This window comes from Pseudomonas sp. PVC-5-1, assembly GCF_057444345.1.
The window spans coordinates 2,655,161-2,672,484 of sequence record NZ_CM172024.1; the positions used below are offsets into that span (position 1 = coordinate 2,655,161).

General features: G+C 63.8%; 12 protein-coding genes and 1 riboswitch. Of the genes, 5 read left to right on the top strand and 7 right to left on the bottom strand.

The genetic code is table 11. The features are described 5' to 3' along the window. Positions 1-10: 10 nt before the first annotated feature. Positions 11-256: a hypothetical protein gene (locus AC2T3R_RS12035; protein WP_025338909.1), complete on the bottom strand. Its 246-nt coding sequence runs from the start codon at positions 254-256 to the stop codon at positions 11-13. Between the two features lie 294 nt (positions 257-550). Here AC2T3R_RS12035 and AC2T3R_RS12040 point away from each other — a divergent pair, with 294 nt between their 5' ends. Continuing rightward, complete coding sequence (locus AC2T3R_RS12040; RefSeq protein WP_486745161.1) at positions 551-2,008, top strand: DUF3300 domain-containing protein; 1,458 nt, start codon at positions 551-553, stop codon at positions 2,006-2,008. Continuing rightward, on the top strand, positions 2,005-2,898 hold the full coding sequence (locus tag AC2T3R_RS12045; RefSeq protein WP_486745162.1) for a DUF2950 domain-containing protein: 894 nt from the start codon (positions 2,005-2,007) through the stop codon (positions 2,896-2,898). The genes AC2T3R_RS12040 and AC2T3R_RS12045 overlap by 4 nt, the downstream gene beginning before the upstream one ends. Positions 2,899-2,922: 24 nt before the next feature. Here the strand turns inward: AC2T3R_RS12045 and AC2T3R_RS12050 are convergent, their stop codons facing one another. The 3 genes from AC2T3R_RS12050 to AC2T3R_RS12060 all read right to left on the bottom strand — a co-directional run bounded on the left by AC2T3R_RS12050 (position 2,923) and on the right by AC2T3R_RS12060 (position 7,910). Continuing rightward, complete coding sequence (locus tag AC2T3R_RS12050) at positions 2,923-3,693, bottom strand: DUF6708 domain-containing protein (RefSeq protein ID WP_236222421.1); 771 nt, start codon at positions 3,691-3,693, stop codon at positions 2,923-2,925. Then, entirely contained in the window at positions 3,690-6,875 is a 3,186-nt protein-coding gene (locus AC2T3R_RS12055) for a T6SS effector BTH_I2691 family protein (RefSeq protein WP_486745163.1), read from the bottom strand. Before AC2T3R_RS12055 ends, AC2T3R_RS12050 begins: the two co-directional genes overlap by 4 nt. Positions 6,876-7,055: 180 nt before the next feature. Continuing rightward, a complete protein-coding gene (locus AC2T3R_RS12060) occupies positions 7,056-7,910 on the bottom strand; it encodes a LysR family transcriptional regulator (RefSeq protein WP_486745164.1) in 855 nt (284 codons plus the stop codon). A gap of 92 nt (positions 7,911-8,002) precedes the next feature. Between AC2T3R_RS12060 and AC2T3R_RS12065 the strand changes: the two genes are divergently transcribed. After that, positions 8,003-8,431 carry a multidrug/biocide efflux PACE transporter gene (locus AC2T3R_RS12065; protein WP_024087038.1) on the top strand — a complete coding sequence of 143 codons (429 nt, stop codon included), beginning with the start codon at positions 8,003-8,005 and terminating at the stop codon, positions 8,429-8,431. A 230-nt stretch (positions 8,432-8,661) separates the two neighbouring features. On the opposite strand, the gene AC2T3R_RS12070 is transcribed toward AC2T3R_RS12065, so the two are convergent. The 3 genes from AC2T3R_RS12070 to AC2T3R_RS12080 all read right to left on the bottom strand — a co-directional run bounded on the left by AC2T3R_RS12070 (position 8,662) and on the right by AC2T3R_RS12080 (position 12,080). After that, positions 8,662-9,681 (bottom strand): branched-chain amino acid aminotransferase, encoded by a 1,020-nt coding sequence (locus tag AC2T3R_RS12070; RefSeq protein ID WP_085665581.1) that lies wholly within the window; start codon positions 9,679-9,681, stop codon positions 8,662-8,664. Positions 9,682-9,817: 136 nt separating this feature from the next. Beyond that, positions 9,818-11,395, bottom strand: coding sequence for an ATP-binding cassette domain-containing protein (locus tag AC2T3R_RS12075; protein ID WP_486745165.1), 1,578 nt, complete (start codon positions 11,393-11,395; stop codon positions 9,818-9,820). A gap of 325 nt (positions 11,396-11,720) precedes the next feature. Then, positions 11,721-12,080 carry a hypothetical protein gene (locus AC2T3R_RS12080; RefSeq protein ID WP_410953144.1) on the bottom strand — a complete coding sequence of 120 codons (360 nt, stop codon included), beginning with the start codon at positions 12,078-12,080 and terminating at the stop codon, positions 11,721-11,723. A gap of 98 nt (positions 12,081-12,178) precedes the next feature. Continuing rightward, positions 12,179-12,391, top strand: a riboswitch (cobalamin riboswitch). Between the two features lie 100 nt (positions 12,392-12,491). On the opposite strand from AC2T3R_RS12080, the gene cobW reads away from it, so the two are divergent. Continuing rightward, a complete protein-coding gene (gene cobW, locus AC2T3R_RS12085; protein WP_085602303.1) occupies positions 12,492-13,559 on the top strand; it encodes a cobalamin biosynthesis protein CobW in 1,068 nt (355 codons plus the stop codon). 3 nt (positions 13,560-13,562) lie between these two features. Further along, a complete protein-coding gene (gene cobN / locus AC2T3R_RS12090; protein ID WP_486745166.1) occupies positions 13,563-17,324 on the top strand; it encodes a cobaltochelatase subunit CobN in 3,762 nt (1,253 codons plus the stop codon).

Here is a 17,324-nt window from a genome sequence, read left to right on the forward strand (position 1 = left end):
CACTGCCCGCTCAGTATTTTATGTCGCGGGCGCGCTCACGGCCTTGCTGCTTGGTATGGCGTTTGTCCTGCCGGCAGCCGGCGTTGCTTTGCTGGTCGGCGTGGCGGCAGTCCTGTTTGGTCTGCCGCGCGTCCTGGCGGGTTTCCTGCCGCACATCGCGGGCCTCGCGGCGCCGTTCGGCGCGGTCGGTGGCCGCCCAGGCCGAGGTGCAGAGCACGGCCAGCATGATCACGGCGATGAGGCGGGGCGTGTTCATCAGGGTGGGCTCCTTTTTTGGATACGGTCTCGTGCATGCGCCGGCCTCTTCGCGGGCACGCCCGCTCCCACAGGGTCACCACAGGTTCGAACATTGTGGAGTACCTGTGGGAGCGGGCGTGCCCGCGAAAGGGCCGGTACAGTCAATTACAGATCTCAACCCAGCCCTGATATAGATTCAAAAGCAGCAACCACCCCACCCTTAGAGCGCGAAAAGTTCGCGCCCCCGTATCTGGCCAAAAGCAGCGCCATTGCTACCCTTAACCCACGCGGCCTGATCTCACGGAGAGATGCGATGCGCATGCCATTGTCAGCGGTCCTGTCGGTGATCCTGTATCTGAGTGCCACGCCCGGCCTGGTGCTGGCAGAGGATGTACCGGCCCCCGACCCGGCACCACAAACCGACACGGTCGCGGCCAAGGACCCGGTGTTCACCCAGGAGCAACTGGATCAGATGCTGGCACCCATCGCGCTGTACCCCGATGCGCTGCTGGCACAGGTATTGATGGCCTCCACTTACCCGGGGCAGGTGAGCGAAGCTGTGACCTGGTCCAAGGCCAACCCCAAGGCCACCGGCGACGATGCCGTCAAGAAGGTGGCGAACCAGCCCTGGGACCCGAGTGTACAGGCGCTGGTGGCCTTCCCGCAGGTACTGGCGACCCTGGGGCAAGACCCGGTCTGGGTACAGCGCCTGGGTGACGCCTTCCTTGCGCAGCCCGACGATGTCATGGGCGGCGTGCAGCGCCTGCGCCACCAGGCCCAGGCCGCCGGCAACCTGCAGAGCAACCAGTACCAGAACGTGACCGTGCAGACCGCCCCGGCACCGGCCTCCAGCGGTAGCAGTACCCAGGTGGTTACCGCCAGTAGCCCGCCCACCACCATCATCATCGAGCCAGCCGACCCGCAAGTGGTGTACGTGCCCAGCTACAACCCGACCACCAGCTACGGCACCTGGGCCTACCCGGCCTCGCCGCCGGTGTATTACCCGCCACCGCCCATGTATTACCCTGGTTCTGCACTGGTGGCGGGCCTGGCCTTCGGTACCGGCGTGGCGATTGTAGCCTCGCTGTGGGGCGACTGTGACTGGGGCAACAACGACATCGACATCGACGTCAACCGCTACAACAACATCAACGCCAACAACCGCATCACCAACAACCAGAACAAATGGCAGCACAACGCCGCCAACCGCGACGGCGTGCCGTACCGCGACTCTCGCAGCCGCCAGCAGTACGGTCGCCAGCTGGACGGTGCCACCCAGCGTACTGCCTTCCGCGGTGACGACGCCCAACGCGCCCAGGCGCGGGACAAGGCCCGGGCGTCGATGGACCGGGCCGGCATCGAACGTCCGGCCACCAGCAACCGCCAGGCACGCCAGCAGATGCGCGAGGCGCAGGCAGGCAATTCGGTCGGCAACCGCATGCAGCCTCGTAGCGACAACCCCAGGGCAACCGACCGTCGACAGGAAACCCGCAACACCCAGGCTCGCCAGCAGAACAGCCAGGTGAACCAGCGCAGGCAGGGCGAAGGCCAGGGGCGGCAGCTGGCACAAAATCGGCCTTCCAATACCGCTGGCCGCGCGCGTAACAATGCCTTCGACGGCGTCCGTTCACCCTCGCGCACCAGCGCGCAGGCAAGCCGTGGCCGCACCAGCCAGTCGTTTGCCCAGCGCCCGAGCGCATCACGTGCCGCCGGGCACCAGATTTCCCGGCCCAGTGCGCCCGCACGCCGCGGGGGAGGTGGCCGTCGATGAACCGTCAAACGATAGCGGCACTGGTAATCGCAGCCGGTATGACATGGTCATCCCTGGCCGCTGCGCAGGAAGCCTTCCCGACACCGGAGAAGGCCGTGGAATCCTTTGTTGCGGCGCTGGGCGAGGAGAAACCTGATGAAGCCCGCCTGGCCCGGTTGCTGGGTGATGACTGGCGTGCCTACATACCGCGCGGTGGTGTGCAACGCAGTGATGTGGACACGTTCCTTGCGCAATATCGCGCGCAGCACAACATCAACCTGTCGGGGGCAAACAAGGCCATCCTCGCGGTGGGCAGTGATCACTGGACGTTGCCTATTCCGTTGACCAAAGGCGACCAGGGTTGGCGTTTCGACCTCAAGGCCGGCAGCGCCGAAATCCGCGCGCGGCGTATTGGCCGCAACGAGCTGGGTGCCATGCAGTCGATGCTGGCCTATCACGATGCGCAAATGGAGTACGCCACCCAGGACCACAACGGCAACGGTGCGCTGGAATACGCGCAGAAGATATTCAGCGAGCCCGGCAAGCATGACGGGCTGTACTGGGACGACGATGGCGATGACCAGGTCAGCCCGCTGGGCCCGCTGTTCGGCCAGGACCGGGTTGGCGACGACTGGTATGGCTACCACTTTCGTATCCTCGATGCACAGGGCCCATCCGCCCCTGGCGGTGCCTACAGTTACCTGATCGGCAACCAGATGAGCCGTGGCTTCGCCATGGTTGCCTGGCCGGCCAGGTACGATGACACCGGGGTGATGAGCTTCATGATCAGCCATGACGGCGAGGTGTTCGAGAAAGACCTCGGGCCGCACGGTGACAAGCTGGCCAAGGAGATGAAACGCTTCGATCCGGATGACAGTTGGAAGGTGGTGGATGTGCCGACGGGGGATTGAGCCGCTCGTATCACCCACCCCCTTTCAGGGGGCTGTTCTCGATTCCAGATCCATCTCTGACGGCCAGTTTACCTTCGGTGCCAAACGCAGGGCGAACTCACACCAGAGCACATCGTTGTGGTCTTTGGGTTCGCCTGGTGGTGGCAGGGCTGAGGGGCCTTCCTGCATGTAGGTGCAGATGTAGGCCCAGGCATGCTCATTGGCACCCATCGTAACCAGAGGAAAACGGTCGATGACATTGTTTGTGCCTGGTGCAACGATGGAGAGTGTGACACCCCATTTGAAAATTAACCCACCGTTTGGCAGTGCGCCGGTCTGGGACCAGCGCTCGGCGCGGACTTGTGGCCAGTCGTAACTGACCGGTACGACCTTGCCTTTGTCGAATGGGTTCCACCATTGATGCTTGAAGTTGTAGGCGTAGATTTTATTACGGGCCCGGTTGAATCGAATGGGCAGGTCTCGGGGCGCTGAGAGGTCTGCCCGGAACAGGACAACGGTGCACCATGCTGACAATGAGAGCATGATAATTTCCTGAAGAACACTTTCGATGTCCGTTGGGTCCGTATGCCTGATCACCCAAGGAAGGTCAACCAGGATCGAAATCAGAAAGATAAGTGCCAATATCGAAACGATCCCACGATAGGCCATTGCTGAGCGACAAATCTCGAGGTAAATATCATCTTGAAAGTTCGGCGTATGGGGAGCCAAGCCAGGTTCTAGAATCGGTGCATCGAAGGGCGATGGCAAGTCTTCTTGCCAGCCAGTGCAGGGTGGGATCAGTCTTGGGCGGCTCATTGATTTTTGCTCTTGTTGGTGCGTATCTCATTCTCTATTAATACAATCTGAGCGAGTGTTGTTTTGTCGTCTTTGTCAGGCCAGAAGTTTAGGGTGAATTCTATTGCCTGGATGGTGTGGTGGTCGGACAATGGCAGCGCTCCTTGAATGGTGAGGGCTTTAGTCATTGGATCGACCTTTGTGAATGGCTGCATATCGGGTGGTCTTGAGAAGAGCTTATTGGTCGCTCTGTCTTGAGCTTGCAGTTTCAACGGCGACGAACTGTCTGCGGACAGTACAGCTAATTCACTACCTCTAGGTCCGTGGTACAGGCTTAAGCTCCACTCGTAATGCGACAGGTGCTGATTGAAGTTTGGAATGCGAATAAAGAAAATCAGGCCGACGCTTGCCGGGATCGCATTACCATCACTGGTAAATATCGTTGACGCATTTTCTTTGTGGATGGAGTGATTGATTTCGAATTGGATTTGAATCGAGACCTCCGCCTCCAAACCGAGGAGGGATGCATTGAGAGCGGCAATGGCCGCGTCCATATCGGTGTTGGTCACCCATTGGCGATGTGATTCCGGTAACCCCCACTTGGTATTTCTGGCCCAAATCTGCGTTGCTGATGATTCTTTGTGCTTGGCTGAAGTTGCAAGCAGATAGGCTGCTATGCCCAAGGTGATGCTTATGCCTATCGGGCCAAGTAAAGCGCTGGAGCCAAATGCGGCCCAGACGCCAAATGCTGCGGCCCCGAATGAAGTGGCACTTGCGAACCGGTAGAGGCGAGCTGCAGAGCCATCTCCCACTCTCTCGGATCTAAGGTTTGCATACCTGTACTGAGCCGCATCCATGACACCAGCAAGCGCAGAAATCCCCGCGCCGAATCTGGCAATACCGGTCCCCAATGAGATTGTTGTCACCGTCCCCGGCCACGGTATCTTCGGACGCACAAGCGCAACAACCAGTCCCGCCGCTTCGACGCTGGCACCCAACAACCCAAGCGAAGAAGACCAGATCGCCACAAGCGCCTCCGGGTTGTCCTGATGCGTCTCTTGCAACGCTCGATAGTTCTTGCCCAGGCTGTCCTGATGGAACCACATGCTGCCCAAGGCAAATAGCAGCCCGACGCTTCCGCTACTCGCTGCAGCATCCCGCAGGCTGCGCATGGCATCGCTTGCCACGCTTTGCGCGGCCGTAGAACTGATCTTCAAACCACCCGTAACCTGCGCACGCAGCGTACCCGCACCAATCGCAACATTGCGTACCAGCGCCCCGACGCCGCCGGCTGCACCCTCGCGCAACTGCACCAGCCGCGCCTGCAGGCTCTCGGCGCTTTCGAGCGTCCAGAGCATCACCTCGATCATCTGGCTGCGGTTACCCGCTGCCGCAATATTGATCGCGCCACTCAGCACCATGGCCCGCACCTTGCGGCCCAGTGGGTCACGGAACTGCTTGTCTACCTGCTGCAGAAACGCATCGGTCCGCGCTTCCAGGGCTTCATTGAGCAGGCTCATGTATTCGCCCACTGTCAGCGACACCCGCAGCGGCGTTACCTGCTGCCCGGCGAACAGTGCAAACGCCGAGCGATGCACATGACCGATCAGGGTCTTGGTCCGTTCACCCAAGTGCTGGCTGAGCGCATTCCCTGCGCTGTTGGTCGCGGCCAGCAACTGGCCAACGGCATCCTGTATCGGCTTGATCATCAGCAGTTGGCCATCGGCGGTACCGGCGATGCCCTTGATGATGTCGTACACCTTGCCGAAGTCGTCCCCGGACAGCGCCCTGGCCACCTGCTGCATCAGCTTCTGATTCTTGGCCAGCAGTGCCTGGTACAACAGGCTGCGGTCGTCTTCCAGCAGCTGCTGCCAGATATGCTGGGTGATCCCGAGCGGCTGACCCTCCTGCGGCAAGGTTTCAGTGGGCCCGCCGGCCAGGCAGGCGGCCATCATCTGGATGAAGTACTCCACCGAAACGGGGGAGGTCGCGTCATAGTCGTAGTAGCCGATCTGCTGAAACGCCCGCTTGGCATAGTGCCGCGCATACAGATCGCCAACCTGGTCGATCATCGACTGCCAGTTTTTCAGTTCGCGGTCGTAATCGGCCTGGAACGCGGCGCGGGCGCTTTCGTCGTAACGCTCTTCCAGCCGCTCGCGGGCGTCCTGCTGCTTGCGCGCGGTGTTGCGTTCGGTCTGCGCGTCGATGTCCACCGGCGGCAGATACGCCTTGGCCGCGATCGGGCTGTCGTTCCACTGCTCGACCTGCCGGGCTTCCCGCTGCGCGTCCTCGGCACCTTGCACGGCCGCCATGGCCGCGTGCAATTCGCGGATGCCCAGTAGTGCTTGCGAGGTGAAGTATTCGAAGTGCCGCTGCGGCTGCGCCCGCCATTCCTGCAGGGCCTGCACCCAGCCAGTGCGTTGCGCGTTGAGCTCCATGACCATGCCGACCGGGTCGGGCAGCGTCAGCGCCAGCACGCCATTGGGCAGTTGTTCCTGCTGGATGACATTGCGCACATGCGTGCGGGTTTCATGCCAGCGGCCCAGGCGGCTGTAAAAGCCATGAACGCTGGTAAACCTGGCAGAGGAAAAGGTGGAGAACTCCAGCACCTGTTCCAGGCCGAAGCGGAAGCTGTCGGTCATGGCGATGCCGAGGCTGGCAGGGTCGTTGCGTGCGGTGTTCAGGTCCACCTCGACGAAGCGGGCGAGGGTGCCTGGGTCACTGTCGGCGATGCCTTGCCGATAGCGGTCGAGTACCGCACGGGGCCAGGGGTCGTTGGCGAAGGCGATCCAGGCCTTGCGGTAGAGCAGGGTATCGATGTTGATGAACGAGGCGATCACGTCATGGCCTTCGGTGGCGCATACCTTGGGTAACGGCCTGGGTGGCCCAAAGGGCATCTGCGACACCGGGAAGCGCCGCAAGGTACCTTCCGCCGCCACCTCGTAGGCCTGCCAGATTTCCTGGTCGAGCAGTACGTAGACATAACCCTGGCGCAAAAGGCGCAATTGGTCGGTGTGCATCGGGTGGAAGATGATTTCGCTGTCGTCTGCCAGGCGATAGGGGCGCCCTGTGTCCGGGCGCGGGGCGTAGGCCTCGCGCAGCAGCAGAATCGGCAGGCCGGAGCGTTCGCAGGCATTGCAGGTGCCGTAGGTGTTGGGGATCTCTTCCTGCATGGCGATGTGGATGGCTTTGCTGATGCTCATCAGGAGTTCCTTTCCAGTGATTTGACGCAACGGCCAAAACACTAGCGAGGAACGCCTTCGCGGGGGAGCAATGGGCTTCCTAAAACGTTGTAGGATTTTTCGCTTTAGTGCCCCTGTAGGAGCGGCCTTGCGTCGCGACGGGCTGCGCAGCAGCCCCAGGATCTTGCAGGCGATAAAGGCCTATTGCCCCAACATCTGCCGCACCAGCCACTGCCCCGCCGGCCCGAGCGCGCGCCGGCTCGACCAGGCCACGTCCATGTCAACCCGTCGCGGGTACCCGGCCACCTGCAACTCCACCAGCCCATTGCCAAACCGTGCCACCAGCGCCCTGGGCAGTTCGGCCCAGCCGAACCCGCGCACGGCGAACTCCAGCAGGGTGAGGTAGTCCGGTGCCGACCAGGCCTGGCCACGACCGTGGTGCAGGCTGGGAGCATAGGTCTTGATATACAGCTGCCGGACGTTCTCCAGGTGCTGCGTCTGCACCTGGGGCAAAGCCGCCAACGGATGCCCGCTGGCCACGTACACCCCAAACTCTGCCTGCTCGGGCAAGCGTGCCACGGCAACGTCAGCGGGGTAGCTGGGCTGGGTGGCAAGAATGCCGACGTGTGCCAGGCCCTGCTGGATCAGCTCGATCACATCGGCATCTTCCGACGGGCCGCAGCGCAGCTCGGTATGCGGGTAGTGCTGGGCGAAGCGGGCCATCACCGCGCCCTGGAAGGTCACGCTGTAGCTGTCCGACATCACCACCGAGACCAGTGCCTCGATGTTTTCCGCCAGCCGCACCGCCAGGGCATCGAGCTGGGCGCTGGCATCGAGAATCGCCTCCACATGGCTCAGCACCTGCCGCCCAGCCTCGTTCAGTGTAGGGTGGCGACCGCCACGCTCGAACAACGGGCAACCCATATCGGCCTCGAAATTGGCGATGGCAATGCTGATGGTGGACTGGCTTTTGCGCAACTTGCGCGCCGCAGCGGAGAACGAACCCAGCGATGCGGCTTCGACAAAGGCGACCAGAGCTTCGGGTGAGTAGCGCATGGTATTGATAAAACCGATGGTAGCTATGTCGCGAGTATCAGTTCTATCAAAGAAAATAGGAAGCACGACTCACGCACTGGATGGAATCTGCAATGAAAAATGTCTCTTTCACCGAACGCCTGGTTCACGCCGTCGGCTATGAAGTGTTCGCCGTGCTGCTGTGTGCGCCGCTGTTGTCCTGGATCATGGGCAAGTCGCTGGCGACGGCGGGGGCGCTGGCGGTGACCCTCTCGGTGATCGCCATGCTGTGGAACATGGTCTATAACGCGCTGGTCGATCGCTACGTGCGGGTCGAGCGCATCCACTGGAAGGCCAGCGCACGCTTTGCACACGGCCTGGGCTTCGAAGCCGGGCTGGTGGTGTGGTGCCTGCCGGTGGCGGCGTGGATGCTGGAAATTTCGTTGCTGCAGGCGTTCATGGTGGAGTTGGGCTTCTTCGTGATCATCCTGCCCTACACCGTGCTGTACAACTGGGCCTTCGACAAAGCCCGGCACCTGCTGATGCAGCGTCGCCTTGCATGAAAACCACCAGCCTGCGCTGCTCCTCGATTTGTGCATTGCGCGGATATCCTGGGGCTGCTTCGCAGCCCTTTCGCGACACAAGGCCGCTCCTACAGGGATGGCTCAGGCTTCAGGCTTGCGCTGTACCTGTGGGAGCGGCTTTAGCCGCGAACACCGGTGCAGCCGGTGCACCCAATAAAAAGGGGCATGCCATCGCTGGCATGCCCCATTTTTCAAAACGTTAGAGCGCCTCAGGCAACCTTGACGATCCAGCCAGCCGGTGCTTCCACGTCACCGCTCTGGATACCGGTCAGCTCGTTGTAGAGCTTCTGGGTAACCGGGCCGACCTTTTCCAGGTCGTGGAACACGTGCAGCTTGCCGTTGTACTCGATGCCGCCGATCGGGGTGATCACCGCAGCGGTACCGCAGGCGCCGGCTTCGATGAAGCGGTCCAGCTTGTTGATTTCCACATCGCCTTCGATCACTTTCAGGCCCAGGCGCGATTGCGCCAGTTCCATCAGCGACAGGCGGGTGATGCCTGGCAGCACCGAAGCCGATTTCGGGGTGACGAACTCGTTGTTGGCGGTGATGCCGAAGAAGTTGGCCGAACCGACTTCCTCGATCTTGGTGTGGGTCAGCGGGTCGAGGTAGATGGCGTCGGCGAAGTTGGCTTTCTTCGCTTCTGCACCCGGCTGCAGGCTGGCGGCGTAGTTGCCACCGACCTTGGCCGCGCCGGTGCCTTGCGGGGCTGCGCGGTCGAAGCTGGAAATCTGGAAGTTGTGCGGCTTCATGCCGCCCTTGAAGTACGAGCCAACCGGGATGGCGAAGATCGAGAAGATGAACTCGGGGGCGGTGCGCACGCCAATGTTGTCACCGGTGCCGATCACGAACGGGCGCAGGTAGAGGGCGCCTTTACCATGCGGTGGCACGAACTTCTCGTTGGCCTTGACCACTTGCTTGCACGCCTCGATGAACACATCGGTCGGCACCTGCGGCATCAGCAGGCGGGCGCAGCTGCGCTGCATGCGGGCGGCGTTCTGGTCCGGGCGGAACAGGTTGATCGAACCGTCCTTGCAACGGTAGGCCTTGAGGCCCTCGAAGCACTGCTGGCCGTAGTGCAGGGCAGTGGAGCCTTCACTGATGTGCAGTACGTTGTCTTCGGTCAGGGTGCCCTTGTCCCACTCGCCATTGCGCCATACGGACAGGTAGCGTTTGTCGGTCTTGATGTAGTCGAAACCCAGCTTGTCCCAATTAATGCTTTCGTTGCTCATGACACCCTCATTGTCTTGCAAGTGCCCGATTGCTCGGGCTGCTGTTATATGCGCACCACGCCACCATAATACATCCGTGGCAGATCGGGAACGGCCAGTCACGAATTGATAGCCTGCAATGCATTTATTGCGGCTTCTACAGGTGCAGGTACTCGTCCAGCGCCAGCCGGTCGAGCAGTACCTGGTCGTGGGACACCACCACCAGCGCCCCGCGAAACTGCCCGATCATGTGTTCCAGTGCGGCCAGCGACGGCAGGTCCAGGTGGTTGCCGGGTTCGTCCAGCAGCAACAGGTCGAGCGGCCGTTCGCGGTACAGCACGGCGGCCAGTGCTGCCTTCATCCGTTCACCGCCGCTGAGCAGGCCGCTGGGCAGTTCGATGCGGGCCGCATCCAGGCCAAGTTGCGCCAGGCGGCTGCGCAAGTCGCCCTGGGCCAATGTCGGGTTTGCCTGGTGCAGGTGGTCGAGCACGCTGGTATGGCCTGGTAGTGCGCTGCAGTGCTGGTCAAGCAGGGCGGTTTCACCACTGAGGCGCAGGCTGTCGGGCGGTGCTGGCAACTCGCCGTTCATCAGCTTGAGCAGGGTGGACTTGCCACTGCCATTGGCGCCGACCAGACCCACCCGCTGGCCCAGGCACAAGCGCAGGTTCAATGGTTTGCGCGTGCCGCGGGGTAGGTGCAGCGCCTGCAAGGCCAGCACTTCGCGGCCCGGATGACGCTGCGGCGTGGGTGCATGCAGGGTAATGGCGCAGTCCTGCTCGACTTCGCGAGCGGCGTCACGCACTTTGCCCTGCAGCGCCTGCCGGGCGTCGCGATGGTCGCGGCACTGCTTGCCCGCAGTGGCCTGGCTGCGTTCCTGCTGGCGGTCGACCAGGATCTTGGCCTGGTTGGCGTGCCTGGCGTTGCGCCCGGCGCGGGCTTGATGACGTTCCAGGTCTTCGCGCTGGCGCTGCAGTTCGCGCGCCTGGCGTTGCTGCTCCTGTTTCAGCCGGGCAAGTTGCTGTTGGGCCAGCGCCGTCTGGCTGGCTTTCTGGGCCGAATAGAAGCTGTAGTTGCCGCCATAGGCCTGCAAGCCCAGGCTGGACAATTCGACGATGCGCGTCATGTGCGCGAGCAGGCTGCGATCATGGCTGATCACCAGCAAGCCCCGGTCCCAGGCTTCGATCATGCTCAGCAGTTGGGCGCGGGCGTTGCTGTCCAGGTGATTGCTCGGTTCGTCGAGGATCAGGTAGTCCGCTTCGCTGAGCCAGGCGCCGACCAGCGCCACGCGCATGGCCTGGCCACCGCTCAGGCTGTGGGCGGGCTGGTGCCAGTCGAGCTGGCCCAGGCCGTGGCGTTGCAGGTGCCCCTGCAATTGCTCGCGGATATCCCAGCGTTCGCCGACGGTGTCGAAGTCACTGGGTGCGACGCTGCCTTGCTCGATGCGCTCCAGCGCAGCGAGCACCGCGCCCACCTGGGCCAGGTCGGCGACCGTGGCGCTGTGCTCGATCACCTGCTGGTCCAGAAGATGGATGCGCCCAAGGCGCCGACACTGGCCGCTGCTTGGTTCGCGCTGGCCGGCAAGTACCTGCCCGAGCAGGCTCTTGCCCACACCGTTGCGCCCGACCAGGCCGGTGCGGCGTTGGTCGAAGGTTTCGCTGAGGTCGGTAAATAACAGCCTGCCGTCAGGCAAGGCCAAGGAGACGCTGTCCAGCGTCAGGATCGACGTGTTCGTCATGCACAACTCCACAAATGCCGCGACATCTCCGGAGCGAACCGGAGGCTGAAGACTGGCCGTCGAAGGGACGGCGGCATCAATGGCGCATTGGACGAACACCTCGTGACAGGGGAATGCGTAGCCTAACGGATAGAGGCATCGTTGTCGCGGAAAACAGATTCCGCGAGTGCGCCGCGTGCGCTGTAGGAGCGGCCTTGTGTCGCGATAGGGCTGCGAAGCAGCCCCAGCAATTTGTGCCACTATGCTGAAACCCTGGGGCTGCTTCGCAGCCCTATCGCGACACAAGGCCGCTCCTACAAGAGCCAGGGCCGCGCATGCCCCTGGTTCAGCGCCCCATCAAGCGCCTGGTCCAGTCGCCCCCGTGGCTCTGCTGGCAGGCCTCTTCACTGTCAAACCGCACATGCCAGGCCGGATGATCCAGCTGAATGCCGGCCTGCTCCAGCGCAAGGCCTGTCAGTGCCAGCATGCGCACCTTCGCGTCGCCCGCCACGGCGGCGGCCTTGTCGGCCTCTCGCTCGAACACCCAGGTAATACGCAGGCTGGCCGGAAAATTCTCGGGCGCGAGACGATGGGTAAGCCAGCTGAAACCGACGATCTCCGCCTTGGCGGTTTCGCAGGCTTCGGTCAGGCAAACCACCAGTTCACGCTCCAGGCGTGCCATATCGCGCTTGTTCAGGGGTTTCACCGGTGGGCCTCGCTGCTCAAAGCCACCACTGTAACGCAGTTGCGCCACTTGCTGTCGGCCAGCCCGACAGCAATGGTTGACCACCCGCCAGCCACTGCGTAGCCTTGCCACTTCGAGGTTCTTCGGCCAGGCCGAAGCTAAGACGGGAACGCGGTACAAGCCGCGGCTGCCCCCGCAACTGTAAGCACCGACAACGGATCGACACAGCCACTGCGCCCGCGCGCGGGAAGGCGTCATCCCGCCAGCCCGCTGCACCAGCGGGTACATGGAACGGTGCGAGCCAGGAGACCTGCCTCGTCACGTTTTCGACTTTCAACCGGGCGGGGTGATCCGGTGGCGAACAAGCCCGGCCGGCCTGGCCTGCGGCTGTCGTCCTGCATGCCCGCGCCAATCTGCCAAGGGCAATGCGACATGAAAACACTGGCCAAGCTCCCCGTCACCATCGTCACCGGCTTCCTCGGCTCGGGCAAGACTACCTTGCTGCGCCACATGCTCGACAACGCCCAGGGCCGCCGCATTGCGGTGATCGTCAACGAGTTCGGCGAACTGGGCATCGACGGCGAAATCCTCAAGCAGTGCAGCATCGGTTGCACCGAAGAAGAAGCCACCGGCCGCGTCTACGAGCTGGCCAACGGCTGCCTGTGCTGCACCGTGCAGGAAGAGTTCTTCCCGGTGATGCGCGAGCTGGTGGCACGCCGTGGCGACCTGGACCATATCCTCATCGAAACCAGCGGCCTGGCCCTGCCCAAACCGCTGGTGCAAGCCTTCCAGTGGCCGGAAATCCGCAATGCCTGCACCGTCGACGCGGTGATCACGGTGGTCGATAGCCCTGCGGTGGCCGCCGGCACCTTCGCCGCCTACCCGGACCAGGTCGATGCCCAGCGCAAGCTCGACCCCAACCTGGACCACGAGTCGCCGCTGCACGAACTGTTCGCCGACCAGCTGGCCAGCGCCGACCTGGTGGTGCTGAACAAGGCCGACCTGATCGACGCCGAAGGCCTGGCCAAGGTCCGCGCCGAGGTGGCTGAAGAACTGCCGCCGGCGGTCAAGGTGATCGAGGCCAGCAGCGGCAAGCTGCCGCTGGAGGTGCTGCTGGGCGTGGGCGCCGAGTCCGAGGCGCACATCGATGGCCGCCGTACCCACCACGATTCGCATCATGACGGCGATGACCATGACGATCATGACCACGACGCCTTCGACTCCATCTCCATCGACCTGCCCGAAGCCGACGAAAGCCTGCTGCTCGACGCCCTGACCCAGCTGGTGGTGGAATTCGGCATCCTGCGCGCCAAAGGCTTCGCTGCCATCCCGGGCAAGCCGATGCGCCTGCTGGTGCAAGGCGTGGGTACCCGTTTCGACAAGCACTTCGACCGCGCCTGGCGCGCCGACGAGCCGCGCATCACACGCCTGGTGCTGATTGGCCAGGACCTTGACGCCGCCCAGCTGGAAGCGCGCCTGCGCCAGGCACTGGGCGCCTGACGCATGCACCTGCTGCGGACCCAGCCCGGCGGCTTCGTGCCGGATGACAGCATTGCCGACCTCGGCCAGACGCCCGCCGAGCTGGTGATTCTCTGCAGCGGCGATTCGCACCTGGCATTGCTCGCCGATACCGCCGAGCAATTGCCCGAGGATTACCCCAGCCTGCGCCTGGCCAACCCGATGCAGGTACAGAACCATGCCTCGGTCGACCTGTACGTCGACCAGGTGCTGCGCCATGCCAAAGTCATCCTGGTGTCGCTGCACGGCGGCGTCGGCTACTGGCGCTATGGCGTCGAGCAGTTGGTCGAGTTGGCCGGCCGTGGCGTGCAGCTGATCCTGGTGCCGGGTGACGACCGCCCCGACCCGGAGCTGACCAGCCTGGGCAGTGTCAGCGGCGAGCAGGCCGAACGCCTTTGGCACTACTTGCGCCAGGGCGGCAAGGCCAACGCCATCAACCTGTTCAACTGCCTGGCCAGCCAGTGGCTGGGCCGCGACTATGCCTGGGACGAGCCGCAGCCGCTGCCGCGCACTGCCGTGTATCACCCGGCCAAGGGCAGCGCCACGCTGGAGGATTGGTACCCGCAGTGGCACCCCGAGCAGCCGGTGGCGCCACTGTTGTTCTACCGCTCGCACCTGCAGGCGGCCAATACCGCGTTCATCGATGTGTTCTGCCAGCGCCTGCAGGCCGCCGGGCTCAACCCGTTGCCGATCGCCGTGGCCAGCCTCAAGGAAAGCGCCTGCCTGGAGCAGGTCGAAGCCTGGCTGGACGAGGTGGGTGCCGAAGTGCTGGTCAACACCACCGGCTTTGCCCTGTCCAGCCCCGAACGCCCCAACCTGCGCCCGTTCCGTCGCGACATCCCGGTGCTGCAGGCCATCTGCGCGCAAGACAACCAGCCCGGCTGGGAAGCCAGCGAGCAGGGCCTGGGGGCGCGTGACCTGGCCATGCACATTGCCCTGCCCGAACTGGACGGGCGCATCATCACCCGCCCGGTCAGTTTCAAGGACATGGCCTGGCGCAGCGAACGCAGCCAGTCCGACGTGGTCTGCTACCGCGCCCACCCCGAGCGCATGGACTTTGTCGCCGAACTGGCCCGCCGTTGGGTCGAACTGGCGCGCCTGCCGAATGCGCAAAAGCGCGTGGCCCTGGTGCTGGCCAACTACCCGACCCGGGATGGCCGCATTGGCAACGGCGTTGGCCTGGACACGCCAGCGGCCGCGCTGAACATACTCAAGGCCCTGCAGGCCGAAGGCTATCCGCTGGCCGACTTGCCGGGCAGCGGCACGCAGCTGATCCATCAGTTGCTCGGTGGCGTGACCAACGACCTCGACCAGCTGGACCTGCGCCCGTGCGCGCAGAGCCTGAGCCTGGCCGACTACAAGGCCGCCTTCGAGCGCCTGCCAGAGGCAAACCGCCAGGCCGTGCTGGAACGCTGGGGGCCGCCGCAGCAGGACCCGATGTACCGCAGTGGCCGGCTGATGGTGGCCGGCCTGCGCTTTGGCTTGACCTTTGTCGGCATCCAGCCGGCGCGCGGTTACCAGGTGGACCCCAGCGCGGTGTACCACGACCCGGACCTGGTGCCACCGCACGGCTACCTGGCATTTCACTTCTGGTTGCGCCATGCCTTTGCCGCCGACGCGGTGATCCATGTCGGCAAGCACGGCAACCTCGAATGGCTGCCCGGCAAGGGCGTCGGGTTGTCGGCGCAGTGCTGGCCGGACGCCTTGCTCGGCCCGCTGCCGAACATCTATCCGTTCATCGTCAACGACCCGGGCGAGGGCGCCCAGGCCAAGCGCCGCACCCAGGCGGTGATCATCGACCACCTGATGCCGCCGCTGACCCGTGCCGAAACCTACGGCCCGTTGCGCCACCTGGAGCAATTGGCCGACGAGTTCTACGAAGCGCAGCTGCTCGACCCGCGGCGCGCTCGCGAGTTGCAGCGCGACATTCTCGAACTGGTCAAGGCCAATCACATTGACCGTGAACTGCAGCTGGAAGGCCAGCTGGACGATGCCGCCGTATGGCTGCCACGCCTGGATACCTACCTGTGCGACCTGAAGGAATCGCAGATTCGCGATGGCCTGCATGTGTTCGGCCAGTCCCCGGAAGGCCGGCTGCGGCTGGATACCTTGCTGGCGCTGTTACGGGTCGAGCGTGGCGACGGTCGCGGTGGCAATGCCAGCCTGTTACGGGCCCTGGCCAAGGCGCTGGTGCCAGGCTTCGATCCGCTCGATTGTGAACTTGGCCAGCCGTGGCAAGGGCCACGCCCGGAACAACTGCAGGCCATGAGCAGCGAGCCTTGGCGCACCTGTGGCGATACCCGCGAACGCCTCGAACTGTTGGCGCTGCAGTTGATCGACCAGGCGCTGTGCGGCACCGTGCATTTACCTGCCCAGAGCGAATGGCAGCCGGTGCACGATGTGGTACGGACGCTGCGAGAATCGGTGGCACCCAGCCTGGACGCCTGCGGCAGCGCCGAAATGGATGGCCTGCTGGCGGCGCTGGCCGGGCGTTTCGTGCCCGCCGGCCCCAGTGGCGCACCCAGTCGTGGTCGCCTGGACGTGCTGCCCACCGGTCGCAACTTCTATACCGTGGACGTGCGCAACCTGCCCACCACCACCGCCTGGCGCCTGGGCTTCGCCTCCGCCAACCTGATCCTGGAGCGCCATCTGCAGGACCACGGCGATCACCTGCGCCAACTCGGCCTTTCGGTGTGGGGCACGGCAACCATGCGTACCGGCGGTGATGATATCGCCCAGGCCATGGCGCTGATGGGCGTGAGACCGGTATGGGCCACCGGTAGCCAGCGGGTCGACGATTTCGAGATCCTGCCGCTCAGCCTGCTCGACCGCCCGCGGGTGGATGTGACCTTGCGCGTTTCCGGCTTTTTCCGTGATGCCTTCGGCAACCTCATCCGCCTGTTCGATGCCGCAGTGCAGGCGGTAGCCGCACTTGATGAACCCGAGGATCTCAACCCCCTGGCCGCCCGCGTGCGTAGCGAGCGTGCCGCGCTGCAGGCGCAGGGCGTGGACGCCGAGCGTGCCGCGCGCCAGGCTGGCTGGAGGGTGTTCGGTGCCAAGCCCGGGGCCTATGGCGCCGGGGTGCAGAACGCCATCGACGGGCGCCTGTGGCACAGCCGCGACGACCTGGCCGAGGTTTACCTCAACCACGGCGGCTATGCCTACGGCGCCAGCGACGACGGAACCCCGGCCCGAGCCCAGTTCGCCCAGCGCCTGGCCAAGGTGCAGGCGGTGCTGCAGAACCAGGACAACCACGAACACGACCTGCTCGATTCCAACGACTATTACCAGTTCCAGGGTGGCATGCTGGCGGCGTCGGAAACCTTGTCCGGTGCGGCAGTTGCCAGTTATCACGGCGACCATAGCCAGGCCGACCGGCCGCGCATCCGTACCCTCAAGGAAGAGCTGAACCGGGTTATCCGCGCCCGGGCGCTGAACCCGAAATGGATCGACGGGGCCAAGCGCCACGGCTACAAGGGCGCCTTCGAGATGGCGGCGACGGTCGACAACCTGTTCGCCTTCGACGCCACCACGCAACTGATCGACGACCATCATTACCAGGCGCTGGCCGATGCCTACGTGCTCGACCCGGCGACCCGCGACTTCATGCGCGAGCACAACCCCGAGGCCCTGCGCGACCTTACCGAGCGTTTGCTGGAGGCCCAGCAGCGCGGTCTGTGGCAGGCACCGGGCGACTACCGTGAAGCCCTCGAGGAACAACTGCTCGACGGCGAGGAACAGGCTTGA